The sequence below is a fragment of the Caulobacter sp. FWC26 genome, assembly GCF_002742645.2.
Taxonomy (GTDB): Bacteria; Pseudomonadota; Alphaproteobacteria; order Caulobacterales; family Caulobacteraceae; genus Caulobacter.
The window spans coordinates 3,788,660-3,803,120 of record NZ_CP033875.1 but is presented as its reverse complement, the minus strand read 5'-3'; the positions used below and the strand labels follow the sequence as shown (position 1 = coordinate 3,803,120).

The following is a 14,461-nucleotide window of genomic DNA, read 5'->3' as shown; positions in this document are numbered from 1 at the left end:
GATCCATGCGCGCCTAGATTGAACGAATGGCGCGCGGGTTGTCATCGTTCTGGACGTTTCTCACCTCTGAGCGGCTGAGCTGGCTTCGGCTCGCAGCTGTTCTGATCGGCGTCCATGTCGTCTCCAACTGGCTGCAATGGCCGTTGGAGTCGCGGCTGGTGTTTCCGTTCCTCCCCCTGGTGCTGGCGATCGGGGGTGTCTGGTGGCTGCTGTCCCTGGAGCGGGCCGAGGACGTGCTGGGGCGATTCAACCGGGATGAGGCGGGGGTTTGGCGCACGACGCGGGCCGACCGGATTCGACGTCTGGCGCTGTTGCCGTTCCTCGTGACCGGGCTTGTCTCGTTCCTTGTCCTGAGCTGGGAGCTTTGGCGGATCGGCGACCTTGTGCGCGTGGCCGCCGCGCTGCTGATCACTTTCGGGCTGCTCGCGATGACGGGCCTCTACGCCTGCAGGGCTTGGCGCTCCAGGGTCGAGCTCCGGATCGACGAGGCTGGCGTGTTCGCCGCGCCGTGGCGGCGAGCCTACGGCTGGGACGAGATCGCCTTTGCCGTCCAGCCCAGCGGGCCGCGCGAGCTTCGCCTGGTTCTGACCGACGCCGCCGCGCAGGCGGCGGGACGTAGCGCGTTGCTGGCCGCGCCGCTTGCGCCAACGGGGCTGTTTCCGAACGAGGCCTTGGCCGCCTTGCGCACGGTTCAGCCCGAACTCCCGATCGCGCCCTGGACCTCGAACGGTGTCGTCCTGCCGATCCGGGGCGCGACGGACCTGCCCGATGTCAGCAAGGTTGGGACCTACGGGTGATAGGGCGTTTCGTGCTATAATCCCGCCATGACCCTCGACGAGGCCCTCACCAAGCTGCGCGCGGCCAAGCCGTTGCTCGACCGCTACGGCGTCGCGCGGGTGGGCGTGTTCGGCTCCACGGCGCGGGGCGAGGCGGGGCCGGATAGCGACGTGGACGTACTGGTCGAGTTCGCGCCGGAGGTATTACCAGGCTTTGGCTTCTTCAGGCTCGAACGAGACTTGGTTGAGCTGCTGGGCCGACCCGTCGATCTTGTTACCGAAGACGGCCTGCACCGGCTGGTGAAGGAGCCCGTCTTACGGGACGTCGTCTTTGCCTGACGCTTCGACCCGCACCCACCTCGCCCAACTGCTGGAGTCGATCGAGTAGATCGAGGCCTATGTCGCAGGCGTCGATCAGGCGGGGTTTCTTGCGGACCGGATGCGGCGTGATGCGGTCGCAATGAACCTGCTGGTCATTGGCGAAAGCGCCGCCCGCTTGTCGACTTCCGTTCGAGATCTCGAGCAAGAGATCGATTGGCGCGCCGCAATCGACCTTCGCAATCGAATTGCTCATGGCTATGCCAGCGTCAGCTTCACCATCGTCTGGTCGGTCGTTGTGGTCGAGTTGCCTGGACTACGTGCCGCAGTCGAGCGGATCATCGCTCGACTGACGCCCTAACCCCGCCCCAGCCGCCACGCCGCCGCGAAGCCGATCAGGGCCAGCGGCAGGAAGGCCCCGAACAGCAGGACGCCGTGACTCTGGGCCAGCGCCGCATCGATGCCGTGGTGGCCAAAGCCCAGCACATTGGCCATGGCGCCGGCGCCCGCCGAGCCGACCGCGCCGCCGATCAGTTGCGAGGTCGGCACCGCGCCCGAGGCCATGGCCTGTTCTTCGGGCGGCGCCCCCGCGATGGTGCGGCGGGCGATGAAGGCGTGGCAGAGGCCAAAGCCCGCGCCCAGCACGACGAAGGCGAGCGAGGTCTCGATCAGGTTCCCGCGCGGCACGGCCCAGGCGCTGAGCGCCGCCCCCAGGGCGATGACGCCGGCGCCCAGACGCACGAACTGGCCGTCCTTCTGGGCCGGCACATGGCCGAAGACCACGGCGCAGGTCGTCCAGCCGGCGGCGATGGCGCCGGTGACATAGCCCGCCACCAGCGGTGAAGCGTCATGGCGGGCCTGGATGAAGGCCGGGCCATAGACGGTGAAGCCGATCACCGCGGCCTCGCAGGCGAAGATGGTCAGAAGGCCAAGCCCCGTGGCGGTGCGAAGATCGGCGGCGGACTTCGGTAAGAGCCGATCCTGGGTGTGGCTGTTGGCGGCCAGCATCGCGGCCATGCCGATGACGCCGCCGACCGCCAGGGTCACCGCCCAGCGCGGCGAGGCCACGACCCCGGCGCCGCCGATCAGGCTGACGGCGATCACCAGCAGGGCCAGTTGCAGGCTGGGGATCCGGGCGCCGCCTTCCTCGCGCTTGCCGCCCGGCAGCATCACCAGCACGGCCCCGACAAAGATCACCGCCTGGGCCACGAACATCCAGAACGCCCCCTGCCAGAAGCCCGCGGCGGCGAACAGGCCGCCCAGGGTCGGGCCTAACAGGGTCGCCGCCCCCCAGACCCCGGCGATCGCGCCATAGACGCGCGGCCAAAGGCTCTGCGGGAACAGGGCGGTGATGGCGACGTAGCAGAGGGCCACCACGGCGCCCGCGCCCAGGCCCTGCACCAGCCGTCCGACGATGAAGGTGACGAACTCCGGCGCGACCGCGCTCATGGCGCAGCCGATCGCGTAGACGAGACCGCTGAGCGCCGTCGCCGTCCGCAGGCCTAGCGCGACCGACAGCTTGCCCGAGCAGGCCCCGGCCACGATCGAGCCTGTCAGATAGGCGGCGACCGACCAGCCGAAATACTGATAGCCGCCGATCTCCCTGGCCACGCTGGGCATGATCGTCGCCGTCACCAGGGTGTCGGCGGCGTTCAGCCAGATGCCCAGGCACAGCAAGGCAAAGCGCGGGACGAGGGCCTTGTCGACCAGGCGCGCGGGCGGAAGGGCGGAGCTCATGGCGGCGCAAATGGCCCTTTTCGCCGCGCGAGCCAAGGGTGTTTCGCGCCTCAGAGCGTCTTGGCCAGGGCCGTCAGCTGGTCGGTCGCGACGCCCCAGCCCTCGTGGAAGCCCATCTGCTCGTGAGCCGCCTTGTCCTCGGCGGTCCAGTGGCGGGCCACGGCGCGGTAGCGGGTCTTGCCGGCGCCCAGATCCTCGAAGGTGACGATCCCGACCATGAAGGGCTTCTCCGAAGGCTTCCAGGTCTCGGTGAAGGCGTCGGTGAAGACGAGCTTCTGGTTCGGGATCACCTCCAGATAGACGCCCGGCTGCGGGACGCGCTCGCCGTCCGGACCGTTCATGACCATGTAGCTGTTGCCGCCCGAGCGAACGTCCTGGCGCACGTCAGAAACGTACCAGGGCTTTGGGCAGAACCATTTGGTCATCAGCTCAGGCGTGGTCCAGCACTTGTAGAGCTTGTCGGCAGGGACATCGATGACCCGCTCCAGGACGAGGTCGCGGTCATCGGCGGCGGGAGTGGCTTCGAGGGGCATGGGGCGTCTCCGTATCGGGCGTGATCTTGCCCCAAGGACGAGCCGATGGGGCGTGCGCCGACAGGGCGAGGATGAAAATCTTTCCCGGCGCGCGAAGATCCTCGTGCGCTTGACCCCGCGCTTCCCCGGTCGCACTGTGCTTGAAATTCAAACAAACGTTTAGGGCGCGCGACATGAACCTCTTCGACCTGACCGGCAAGGTGGCGATCATCACGGGGTCCTCGCGCGGGATCGGCAAGGCGATCGCCGAGCGGATGGCCGAGCACGGGGCCAAGGTCGTGATCTCGTCGCGCAAGGCCGGACCCTGCGAGGAGGTGGCTGCGGAACTGAACGCAAAGCACGGCGCGGGCGCCGCGATCGCCGTCCCCGCCAACATCGCCTCCAAGGAAGAGCTTCAGGCTCTGGTCGACGAGACCCGCAAGGCGTTCGGCCAGATCGACATCTGTGTCTGCAACGCCGCCAGCAATCCTTACTACGGTCCCCTGGCCGGGATCGCTGACGACCAGTTCCGCAAGATCCTGGACAACAACATCATCAGCAACCACTGGCTGATCTCGATGGTCGCGCCCGAGATGCAGGCTCGCAAGGACGGCTCGATCATCATCATCAGCTCGATCGGCGGCCTGCGCGGCAACGCCATCATCGGCGCCTACAACATCTCCAAGGCGGCCGATTTCCAGCTGGCGCGCAATCTTGCCCACGAGTTCGGCCCCGACAACGTGCGGGTCAACTGCATTGCCCCCGGCCTGATCAAGACCGACTTCGCCAAGGCGCTGTGGGACAATCCCGAGACCCTGAAGCGCTCCACTACGGGCGTGCCGCTACGCCGGATCGGCGAGCCGGACGAGATCGCCGGGGCGGCGGTCTATCTCGCTTCGAAGGCCGGCAGCTTCATGACCGGACAAGCCATGGTGGTGGACGGCGGCGCGACGATCTAACGCGCAACCCGGGCGTTAGACTTAACCCGTCTTACATTTCTAGCCGCGAAGGGTGGCCCTGAACTTCAGGGTAACGGCTTGCGTCTTCGTGTTGTCTCCGTCGTCTTGTTTCTGCTCCTGAGCGCCGAGGGCGCCTGGGCCAAGAGCAATGCGCCTTTGGGGCAGCGGCTGGAGCAATTAAGCCAGGAGATCGGCGCGCATGAGCTGCGCGCGCCGCCCCGCGACAACGAGGATATCGAGCGCGCCGGCGCCCGCGCCCTGCGCGAGACCGGCCAGACCCGGCTCTATGGCCTGTGGCGCGTGCTCTACGCGTTCAAAAGCAACCAGATCCGTGGATCGTTCGACGTCTGGGCGGCGCGGACGAAGGCGGTGGCCCAGCGCGACAAGGACGCCGCCCTGCTGGCGCTGGTCGATCTGGAGACCCTGGCCTATCGCCACGAGAGCGGCGGCTTCCAGGCGTTCCAGGACGCCGACTGGGATCGCTTCCTGCAACGTTCTGGTCCCGATATCCGGCTGATGGCGGGGATCGAGCGGGTCCGCCACTTGGGGCAGATCGGCCGCTGGGCGCAAGCCGCCAGGCTGGCGGCCGAGCTGACCGGCGAACTGGAGCGACGCGGTCGTATCGCCCAGCCTCTGCTGGCCGAACTCCACCAGGTTCACAGCTACACGCTGGCGGACCTTGGCGACAAGGAAGGCGCACTGGACCACATGACCCAGGCGGCCGCCCTGGACGAACGCGACTCTTTCTATGTCCGTAAGATCGAGCGGGTCTATGACATCGCCTTCACCGCCGCCGATCTGGGCGAGCTTGACGCGGCCGAACGCTTCGCGGCCTTGCATCACAAGCTGACCGTCGCCGATGGCGACCCCGACCTCCTGACCTGGGACCGCTTCCTCTGCGCCCGGATCGCCGGCCTGCGCGACACGCCCGCCAAGGTGATGAGCTGTCTGGCGCCCGCCGCCGGCCTGTTGGTCAAGCCGGACCGCCGTCTGCAGGCGCGGATGCTGGGTCAGCGCGCCCTGGCCCAAGCTCAGTTGGGCCAGTCCGAGGCCGCGCGTCGCGATCTGGACCAGTTGAGGGGACTGCCTGAAACACTCGTTAGCCGCGACCTGGCGCTGGAAGCTCTGGTCGAGGCCTATATCGACCGGGGCGAAGGCCGGGACGCCGAGGCTTTCCGCAAGCTGGACGCCTGGCGCAAGGCCGACAGCCTCGCGGCCCGAAAGGCCTATGCGCGCGGGGTGGCCGAGATGTCGACCGCCCTGGAGAGCGAACTGCGGGCCAAGCGCGACGAGAGCCGCCGCCTGACCGAGGAGGTTCGGCTCTCGCGCAGCCTGGCGCGGGCTTCGGGCGTGATCGCCCTGCTGCTGGGCGTGCTGGTGGCCGGTGCGGCGGCCTGGGCCTTCCTTCAGCGCCAAGCCTCGGGACGCCTCAAGCGCGCGCAGCAACGGGCCGAGGCCGCGAACACCGCCAAGTCCGCTTTCCTGGCGATGATGAGCTACGAACTGCGTACGCCGCTGAACGGGATGCTCGGTCTGGCCCAGGCGCTGCGGGCGGGCGACCTGCGCCATGAACAGCGAGAGCAGGTCGAGCTGATCATGGACAGCGGCGATACGCTGCTGGTGCTGTTGAACGACATTCTTGACCTGTCGAAGATCGAGGCGGGCAAGCTGGAGATCGCGCCGACGGCCGGCGACATCGTCCAGACCTGCGCGCGCCTCGTCGGCGGCTATCAGCCGACCGCGCTGGAGAAGGGCGTGGTCCTGACCTTCCGGCTGGAGAGCGCGGCGCCGGGGCCCCTGATGTTCGATGGGGTGCGGGTGCGTCAGTGCCTGACCAACCTCGTCTCCAACGCCCTGAAGTTCACCTCCGAGGGCAAGGTGGAGGTGGCGCTGGCCTGCTATCCGGAAGGCGACGACCGGGTGCGCGTGCGCCTGCGTGTTGCCGACACCGGCATCGGCATGAACGCGGCTACGGTGGCCAAGCTGTTCCGCCCCTTCACCCAGGCCGACGCCTCGACCACCCGTAACTTTGGCGGCACCGGCCTTGGCCTCAACATCACCCGCCGGCTGGTCAAGATGATGCGTGGCGACATCAAGGTCGAAAGCGAGGAGGGCGTCGGCTCGATCTTCACCATCGAGATGTTGGTCGATCGCGCGGAGAGCGCCGCGCCCCAGGTCTTCGAGGAAGAGGGCGCCGAGGAAGAGGCCCGCTTCGCCGCGCTGCAGGGGCGTCGCGTGCTGGTGGTTGACGACCATCCGGTGAACCGCCGGGTCATCCGCCTGTTCCTGGAGCCGTTCGACTGCGACCTTGTCGAGGCCGAGAACGGTCAGCAGGCGCTGGAAGCCCTGGAACGCGCGGCCGTCGATCTTGTCCTGATGGACGTCAACATGCCGGTGATGGACGGCCTTGAGGCGACCCGGCGCCTGCGCCTGGACCCGCGCTTCGCGCGCCTGCCGGTGATCGCCCTGACCGCCGACGTGATGTCGGCCCAGATCAAGACCTGCCTCGACGCTGGCTGCGACGCCCATGTGGCCAAGCCGATCGACCTGCGCAACCTGCTGTCGGTCATGGACCGCTGCCTGGCCCGCAGTGTGGCCCGCGAGGCGGCGGTCGGCCAAGGCGCACTGTAGGGCTGTACAGCGCGGAGGAAACAAGTCAGGGGCGGCCTTGGGCGGATAACCTCGGTCACCGCTCCTCCGACCAGAGCGCTTCACCCCAACGCCGCCTTCGCCGCCGCTAGCCGCTGGACCGCCTCGTCCAGCGTCGCGTCGGCCTTGGCGAAGCAGAGGCGGACCACGCTGGTCACCGGATCTTCCGCGAAGAAGGCCGAGACGGGAATGGCCGCGACGCCGTGCTCGGTCACGCAGCGCTCGCAGAAGGTGACGTCGTCCAGCGCGATCCCGGAGGCGGCGAGGTCGACGTTCAGGAAATAGGTGCCCTGGCTCTCCAGCACGACATAGCCGGCCGCGCGCAGGCCCTCGGTCAGGCGGTCGCGGGCGCGTTGCAGGGCCGCCGGCATCTCGTCGAACCAGGCGCGGTGGTGCTCCAGGCCCCAGGCCACGCCCGCCTGCAGGTTGGGCGGGGTGGTGAAGGTCAGGAACTGGTGGGCGGCCGCCAGGGCCTTGGCCAGCGGCGGGGCGGCGCAGAGGAAGCCGACCTTCCAGCCGGTCATGCCGAACAGCTTGCCGGCCGAGCCGATCTTGACCGTGCGCTCGCGCATGCCGGGGAAACTCATCAGCGGCCGATGGCGGCGCCCGTCGAAGACCACGGCCTCCCAGACCTCGTCGCAGACGGCCACCGCGCCATGGCGAACGCAGAACTCGGCCAGCAGCGCCAGATCCTCATCGGGCGTGACCACGCCGGCGGGGTTCAGCGGGCTGTTCAGCACCACCATTCGCGTGCGGTCCGAGAACGCTGCCTCCAGCATGGCGCGGTCGAAGCGCCAGTCGGGCGGTGAGAGCCGGACCAGCTTCGGGACGCCGCCCGCGCGACGCACCAGCGGCAGATAGGCGTCATAGAGCGGCTGGAACAGCACCACCTCGTCGCCGGGCGAGATCAGCGACGTGAACGCCGCCGCCAGGGCCTCGGTGGCCCCGGAGGTGATGACGATCTCGCTGTCGGGATCCAGGGTCAGGTCCTGCGTGCGCGCATAGTGGCTGGCGACGGCGGCCCGCAACTCGGGCAGACCTCGCATCGGCGGATACTGGTTCGAGCCTTCGATCAGGGCCCGCGCGGCGGCTTCGCGAACGGGCAGAGGGCCCTGATCGTCGGGAAAGCCCTGCCCCAGATTGATGGCGCCGTGCTGGCGGGCCAGGCCGCTCATGCGCTCGAAGATCGTGGTGGACAGGTTGTCGAAGACGGGGTGGACCATGGCCGAGGGGTAGCATCCCGCCCCGCGCATCGGCCACGAAAAAGGGCGCGGCCGAAGCCGCGCCCTTGGCGATCCTTGCGGAGCGCGCGCTTCTAGAAGCGGTACTTCAGGCCCATGCCCACCGACCACAGGCTGGCGGCCTGGTCGACCGTCGGGACGGCCAGGCTGGCCGGCGAGGCGGTGGTGTAGCTGTAGCGATAGGCCACGCAGGTCGGGTCCGCCGAACCGGCGGCCGTCCCGTCGGCCTTGGCGCATTGGGCGTTGACCACCACGCCGCCCGAGCGGCTGTTGGTGTACTCCTTGACCACGCCCCACTTCTTGTCGAGCAGGTTGCCCAGGTTCTGGATGTCCACCGTGAACAGCAGGCTGTGGCCGCGGATCGGCGAGGGGATTTCCTGGGCGTACTGGAAGTCGATGCGGTCGACGCTGGGGTTCTTGCCGAAACCGCGCGGCACGATCTTGCCCATCGGCAGGCCGAACTGGTTGACCAGAGCCTTGAGCTTGTCGACCGAGGCCTGGCTGTCGAAGAACACCGTCGTGCCCGACGCGCTCACGAACTTCAGCGGGTTGGCCGCGTCCGGGCTGTTCAGGTTCGGGATGTAGGCCAGGGCGTCGTCGCGCGACACGCCGAAGGTGGGGTTACGGCCGCCGGCCGGGTCGGTCATCAGGAAGCTGATCGGACGACCGTCGCGACGCTCGCCGAACAGGGTGAAGCGCGACACCCAGCCCGGACGCAGCTCGAGCTTGTAGCTCAGGTTCACCTTCAGCGAGTTGCGGATCAGGTTGTTCGACTTGCCCTCGGCGGCGGCGTTCGGATCCAGGTCAAAGCCCTGGTCGGCATAGTAGTTGCCGCTCGTGGAGTTGCCCCCGGCGGTGGTGCCGAACTCCGAGATGCCGCCGTACTGATGACCGTACTGCCAGGTGTAGGCGGCCCAGGTGTCGACGCCGAAGATGTTGCGGCGGGCCGACAGGGCGAGCGTGCGCGTCCAGTTCTTGGTCGACGGGTTGTAGGCCTGGATGTCGCCGAACAGGCCCAGATTGGCCAGGTCGGCGTTGGCGACGACCGGCAGGCCCAACGCTGCGCGGTTGACGTTGATCGCCGCGGCGTTGGCGCCGGGGATCACCAGGCCGTCGTAACGGGCGCGGCCGTCCGGCGTGTACTGCTGGACGCCGTTGACGGTCAGGCGACGGGCGCGGGCGTCGCGGAACGCCACATTGACCTCCGACCAGCTGGCCACCGCGTCAACGCCCCAGTCGATGCCGAACTGGGTGGTCTTGAACGAAAGGTTGGTCTTCCAGTCGGCCGGCATCTTGAAGCCGGGGGCCAGCGAGTTGGTGTAGGCGTTGCGACGGCTGGCGCTGTCGGCCGTCAGCAGGGTCTGGGCCACGGCTGCCGGGCTTGTGATGAACGAGGGCGAAGCCTTGTTGATTGTCAGCAGGGCGTTGCCGATCGACGGGTCGATGGCTTGGTTGGTGGCGGTGTCGACGAAGGTGTCGTCGGCCGTCGAGAGCGTGCCGTTGGTGGTGCGGCGGATCGCGAAGCTGTTGGTCAGGGCGCCGGTGGTGCCGCCGTAGCTGTTGCCCAGGAAAACGTCCGGCAGGCCGCCCGACACGAGGCCAAAGCCGCCCGACAGCTCGAACCAGTCGCTGTTGTACTTGGCCGAGACGCGCGGCATCACCACGTCGATGCCGTCATAGGTGGTCTGGTTGGAATAGCCGTAGCGGTTGATGAAGTTGCTGTTGAGCGTCGGTTTCTTGTCGGCGGCGTAGTGGTCCCAGCGAACCCCGAAGTTCACCGTGAGGGCGTCGGTGACGTCCCAGGTGTCCTGAGCCAGCAGCGAGTGGACCTTGTAGTCCAGCACCGCCGCAGCGTCGGTGGCCGTGCCGGTCAGCGAGTTGCCGTACGACAGCTGGTTGGCCTGACCCGCCTGGAACTCGGCGACGCTGTCGAAGTAGTAGACGCCGCGCGCCGCCTGCAGGAAGAGATTGTAGATCTCCATCCCGCGATACTGGTAGCCCAGCTTGATCTGGTGGTTGTCGAAGCCGGTGTAGTTGGCGACGAACGAGCCCGAGGTGTCCTTGGTCTTCAGAACGTTGGCCTGGCGGAACTGGTCGGGGCCGAAGTTGATCGACGGCACGCCCGACGAGCACGAGAAGGCCGCGCCGGTGCCGAAAGCCGAGTCGGTGCAGATCGAGACGTTGGCAAAGCCCTGGCCCACCGGCGGCAGCTGGCCGCGCTGATAGCCGCGGAACGCCACGCGCGCCTCGGTCGCCAGGGTCGGGCTCCAGCGCGAGTTCAGCTGCAGGGCGTAGTTGTCCTCGTTCTCGGGCTGGACGTACCAGTTGGTGTCCAGGCTGATCGCGGTGGCCGAGGGGCTGCGCTTCCAAACCGAGCTGAAGGCGTGGCGATAGGTGGCCGACAGGCGGTGCTTGTCGGTGATGTTGTAGTCGATCTTGATCGACGACTTCTCGTCGAGGATCGGTTCGACCAGCGCCACCGAGCCTGGCTTCAGCATCGACGAGGCCGCATAGCCGCTCCAATTGGCCAGCACCGCGTCGATGTCGGCCTGGCTGGCGCCCGTACCGGTCGAGACGCCCGGGATGCGGTTGAAGGTGTTGGCGAACCCGCCGCCGATCGGACCAACGCCCGTGGTGTCGGAGCTGGAGAACTTCTCGTACGAGGCCGCGAAGAACAGGCGGTCCTTAATGATCGGACCCGAGAGGAAGAAGCCGTAGTTGGTCTCGGCGATCTGGTTCTTCACCTTCCGGAAGCCGCTCAGCGGCGCCTGGAGCACGTCGTTGTTGGTGAAGCCGACGATCGGCAGCTTGTTGCCGACCAGGCGGGTGGTGCGCTCGTTGGAGAACAGCGAGCCGTGGAAGTCGTTGCCGCCCGAGCGCATGATCAGGTTCAGCGCGCCGCCGGTGAAATCGCCGTCTTCGACGTCGAACGGCACGGCCTGGATCGCGACCTGTTCCAGCGCCTCGAACGAGATCGGGCCGCGGTTGGTCGACAGGCCGCCGGTGTTCAGGCCGTAGCTGTCGGCCGAGCGCACGCCGTCGATGGTGATGCGGTTGGCGCGCGGCGCCGAGCCGGCGATGTAAAGGCCGCCCGACGGACCGGTGCCGCGGGCCACGAAGTCGAGATTGGCCAGCGGGTCGCGGCGGCCGATGTCGCGGATGTCGCGCTTGACCGACACGACGGCGTCGATCTGGTCGCGGCCCAGGGTGGTGCGCGAGCCGACATTGGCCAGCTGGCTGGTGGTGGCGGCCTTGGCGGCGGTGATGACGATTTCCGACACTTCGCTGGCCGGAACCAGGGTCAGGCGGACGCGCTGGGCGTCGCCGACGTTCAGGAACAGGTCGCCCAGCGTCTGCGACGCGAAGCCCTGGCCGGTGGCGGTGACCTTGTAGGGACCGCCCACGCGCAGACCGCGCGCGTCGAATGCGCCGGCCTCGTTGGTGACGACCACCTGGTCGGTGCCGCTGGGGACGTGGGTGACCGTGACCGTCGCGCCGGCGATCGGCGCGCCCTTGTCGTCAACGGTGACGCCGCGCACGGCGGCGGTGGTTTGTTGGGCGTGGACAGCCGGCGCGGCGAAGGCGAACGACAACGCGCCGAACGCCGCTCCCGCGGCGAGCTTGCGAGCGAAAGACATGAAACCCCCTCAGGTTGGCCATCCCTGAGAGTCGGGGCGGCTAACCTGCCCCGTACTGCGCTAAGTATGCAGAATGTTACTTTATTTGTGACGGTTTGCTGACGGTTTAGCCCGGGGCCTGGGAATTGAGCAGTCCGGCGTCGTCCGGCTCCGCCTCGTGCCCTCGGCGCATGCGTTGGGCGAGGTTGGAGACCAGGAAGCTCGGGATGTCGCTGACCGGCATCGGCCGACCGAACAGGAAGCCCTGGAACTGGTCGCAACGCATCTCGGCCAGCAGCTGAGCCTGGGCCTGGGTTTCCACGCCCTCGGCGGTGACCTCCAGGTTCAGGGTCTGGCCCAGCAGGGCGATCGTGCGCAGGATATCGGCGATGGCCGCATTGTCCTGCATCTCGGCCACGAACGAACGGTCGATCTTGATCTTGTCGAACGGGAACCGCCACAGGTAGGCGAGGCTGGAATAGCCGGTGCCGAAGTCGTCCATGGCGATCTTGACGCCCAGCGCCTTCAGCGCGGCCAGCTGTTCCAGGGTCTTGGCGCTGTCATGCAGCAAGAGGCCCTCGGTGATTTCCAGCTCCAGGCGCGAGGGCGTCAGGTTGGAGGCCGCCAGCGCCGCGCGGACCTGATCGACGAGGTCGCCAGAGGTGAACTGGTTCGGCGACAGGTTGACCGCGACCGTCAGGTGCGAGGGCCAGGTGGCGGCCGTGCGGCAGGCCTCGGTCAGCACCCACTCGCCGATCTTGCCGATCAGGCCCCACTGCTCGGCGCACTCGATGAAGTCGGACGGCGGCACCAGGCCGCGCGTCGGGTGCTGCCAGCGCAACAGCGCCTCGAAGCCGGTGGTTTCGTTGTCGCGGCGGCCGATCAGCGGTTGGAAGAACAGCTTCAACTCGTCGCGAGCGAGCGCCTCACGCAGGTCCAGCTCCAGGGCGCGGCGCTCCTGCGCCAGGACGTCCATGGCCGTCTCGAAGAACCGATAGGCCCCCCGGCCGTCGCCCTTGGCGCGGTAAAGGGCCAGATCGGCGTTCTTGAGCAGGCCATCGGGGTCGTCGGCGTCCTGCGGGGCCACGGCGATGCCCACGCTGGCGCCGATCAGCACGTTGTGCCGGAAGATGTCGTAGGGCGCCGAGAGCGTCTCGACGATTGACAGCGCCAGGGTCGCCAAGGCCTCGCGACTGGGCGCGGGCGCGCAGATCACCGCGAACTCGTCGCCGCCGAGACGGGCGACCATGCCCGCGTCACCGACGCAGGTCCGCAGCCGCGAGGCCACCTGCACCAGCAGGGCGTCGCCCACCGGATGGCCCAGGCTGTCGTTGACGCCCTTGAAGTGGTCGAGGTCCAGACACATCACGGCGCAGCCCGCGCCCGACTCGCGCCCGTGCTCCAGCCAGGCCTGGCCCAGCGACTGCAGCAGCGACAGGCGGTTGGGCAGCTGGGTCAGGACGTCGTAGTGCGCCAGGCGCGAGATCCGCTCCTGGTCCTCGCGGGCCTGGGTGATGTCGGCGCCCACGCCCCGGAAGCCGATGAAGCAGCCGTCGAGGTCATGCACCGGCTTGGCCGACAGCGACCACCAGTGGGCCGTCTGGGACTCGGTGTCCGGACCGCTGGTGATCGAGACGACCATGTCGCGGAAGGTCTTTTGCTCGGCGAACAGCGCCGAGAGGGCGGCGAACGCGCCGCCGGGGCCTTCGGCCGCGCCGCACAGGTCCGACATCGGCTGACCCAGCAGGGTCTCCTTCGGCACGCCGGCGGCGGCGGCCATTCGGTCTGAGACGTAGGTCAGGCGGCCCGAGGCGTCGACCTCCCAGAGCCAGTCGCTGGCGCCTTCCTCGAAGTCGGAGAGCAAAAGGCTGACGACCTGCTTCTGCTTTTCCAGCTCATCGGCGGCGATCAGCCGCTCGACGAAGATCCGGGCGTGCGACAGGCACGAGACGGTGACGACCGCGTAGCAGAACAGCAGCAGGCCGCCCAAGGCATAGAGAATCGGATCGCCGCTGGCCGCCAGCATGTAGGCCGAGCCCAGAACCATCGGCGTCGAATAGGCCATGGCGGCGGCGGGCAGGGTCAGCAGGGCGAAGCCGCCGCAACCGACCATCCCGGCCGTCACCGAGGCGACCATCATCGGCAAGGCGCTATTGTCGCCCGGGCGAAGGGTCATCAGCGGCAGGGCGCCCCAGAGGCATCCCAGAACGCCGGCTTGCAGCGCGATGCGACGAACGCCCCGCGCGGAGACGGCGGCCTTTCCAGTTTTGCTGCGTTGCGAGGCGACCCAGCCGCGAAGCCCCAGCAGGGCGTAGCTCATCACCAGCGCGGCCCACACGCCGATCGTGACGCGGTGGGGGTGGGTCAGGCCCGCCATGGACACCAGGAAGGCGATGGCGATGTTGGCGCTCATCATCACCGGCGTCATGCGCAGGATGCTCTGCACCTGCTCCATGCGCACACGACCGGCCAGCGCCTCAGGGGCGTCCGCCAGCGCGGGGACCTGGAGGGAGGCGACGGCGCGATGGAGCAGCGAACTGATGGTGGCGCGCACGCGCGATCCTTGGTCTTCCGGAACCGAGATTTCCCCGTCAGAACATCGTTCTTTTCGGTAAATCCGGGGTTAAGTCGCCTGCGGGCGACAAGATGACG

10 protein-coding genes are annotated in these 14,461 nt (G+C 68.1%); 5 read left to right on the top strand and 5 right to left on the bottom strand.

Annotated features, from left to right (window positions below; translation table 11 throughout):
• Nucleotides 1-26 precede the first annotated feature (26 nt).
• Genes CSW63_RS19590 through CSW63_RS19580 form a run of 3 tightly spaced genes read left to right on the top strand, consistent with a single transcriptional unit; the run spans nt 27 to nt 1,455 of the window.
• Nucleotides 27-797, top strand: coding sequence for a hypothetical protein (locus CSW63_RS19590; protein WP_062097672.1), 771 nt, complete (start codon nt 27-29; stop codon nt 795-797).
• A 27-nt stretch (nt 798-824) separates the two neighbouring features.
• The gene (locus tag CSW63_RS19585) at nt 825-1,115 is read left to right on the top strand and encodes a nucleotidyltransferase family protein (RefSeq protein WP_062097670.1); all 291 of its coding nucleotides are present in this window, start codon (nt 825-827) and stop codon (nt 1,113-1,115) included.
• A gap of 49 nt (nt 1,116-1,164) precedes the next feature.
• Entirely contained in the window at nt 1,165-1,455 is a 291-nt protein-coding gene (locus CSW63_RS19580) for a DUF86 domain-containing protein (RefSeq protein ID WP_255357766.1), read from the top strand.
• Here the strand turns inward: CSW63_RS19580 and CSW63_RS19575 are convergent.
• Both CSW63_RS19575 and CSW63_RS19570 read right to left on the bottom strand, forming a co-directional pair.
• On the bottom strand, nt 1,452-2,831 hold the full coding sequence (locus CSW63_RS19575; protein WP_062097666.1) for an MFS transporter: 1,380 nt from the start codon (nt 2,829-2,831) through the stop codon (nt 1,452-1,454). The genes CSW63_RS19580 and CSW63_RS19575 overlap by 4 nt on opposite strands.
• 50 nt (nt 2,832-2,881) lie before the next feature.
• Nucleotides 2,882-3,364, bottom strand: a complete 483-nt coding sequence (locus CSW63_RS19570; protein WP_062097664.1) for an SRPBCC family protein — start codon at nt 3,362-3,364, stop codon at nt 2,882-2,884.
• A gap of 173 nt (nt 3,365-3,537) precedes the next feature.
• Here CSW63_RS19570 and CSW63_RS19565 point away from each other — a divergent pair, with 173 nt between their 5' ends.
• Together CSW63_RS19565 and CSW63_RS19560 are read left to right on the top strand one after the other, a co-directional pair.
• On the top strand, nt 3,538-4,302 hold the full coding sequence (locus tag CSW63_RS19565) for an SDR family oxidoreductase (protein ID WP_062097662.1): 765 nt from the start codon (nt 3,538-3,540) through the stop codon (nt 4,300-4,302).
• Between the two features lie 78 nt (nt 4,303-4,380).
• Nucleotides 4,381-6,933, top strand: coding sequence for a response regulator (locus tag CSW63_RS19560; protein ID WP_099503067.1), 2,553 nt, complete (start codon nt 4,381-4,383; stop codon nt 6,931-6,933).
• Nucleotides 6,934-7,013: 80 nt separating this feature from the next.
• Here CSW63_RS19560 and CSW63_RS19555 read toward each other — a convergent pair whose 3' ends face one another.
• The 3 genes from CSW63_RS19555 to CSW63_RS19545 form a co-directional block, all read right to left on the bottom strand.
• The gene (locus CSW63_RS19555; RefSeq protein ID WP_062097658.1) at nt 7,014-8,174 is read right to left on the bottom strand and encodes an aminotransferase; all 1,161 of its coding nucleotides are present in this window, start codon (nt 8,172-8,174) and stop codon (nt 7,014-7,016) included.
• A 92-nt stretch (nt 8,175-8,266) separates the two neighbouring features.
• Nucleotides 8,267-11,830 carry a TonB-dependent receptor gene (locus CSW63_RS19550; protein ID WP_062097656.1) on the bottom strand — a complete coding sequence of 1,188 codons (3,564 nt, stop codon included), beginning with the start codon at nt 11,828-11,830 and terminating at the stop codon, nt 8,267-8,269.
• 106 nt (nt 11,831-11,936) lie between these two features.
• Nucleotides 11,937-14,363 carry an EAL domain-containing protein gene (locus CSW63_RS19545; RefSeq protein WP_082749614.1) on the bottom strand — a complete coding sequence of 809 codons (2,427 nt, stop codon included), beginning with the start codon at nt 14,361-14,363 and terminating at the stop codon, nt 11,937-11,939.
• Nucleotides 14,364-14,461 lie beyond the last annotated feature (98 nt).

Bases quoted from the DNA above. Each gene is read 5' to 3' on its own strand.
- CSW63_RS19585 (WP_062097670.1), top strand. From the start codon at position 825: ATGACCCTCGACGAGGCCCTCACCAAGCTGCGCGCGGCCAAGCCGTTG.
- CSW63_RS19550 (WP_062097656.1), bottom strand. From the start codon at position 11,830: ATGTCTTTCGCTCGCAAGCTCGCCGCGGGAGCGGCGTTCGGCGCGTTG.
- CSW63_RS19555 (WP_062097658.1), bottom strand. From the start codon at position 8,174: ATGGTCCACCCCGTCTTCGACAACCTGTCCACCACGATCTTCGAGCGC.
- CSW63_RS19590 (WP_062097672.1), top strand. From the start codon at position 27: ATGGCGCGCGGGTTGTCATCGTTCTGGACGTTTCTCACCTCTGAGCGG.
- CSW63_RS19570 (WP_062097664.1), bottom strand. From the start codon at position 3,364: ATGCCCCTCGAAGCCACTCCCGCCGCCGATGACCGCGACCTCGTCCTG.
- CSW63_RS19565 (WP_062097662.1), top strand. From the start codon at position 3,538: ATGAACCTCTTCGACCTGACCGGCAAGGTGGCGATCATCACGGGGTCC.
- CSW63_RS19575 (WP_062097666.1), bottom strand. From the start codon at position 2,831: ATGAGCTCCGCCCTTCCGCCCGCGCGCCTGGTCGACAAGGCCCTCGTC.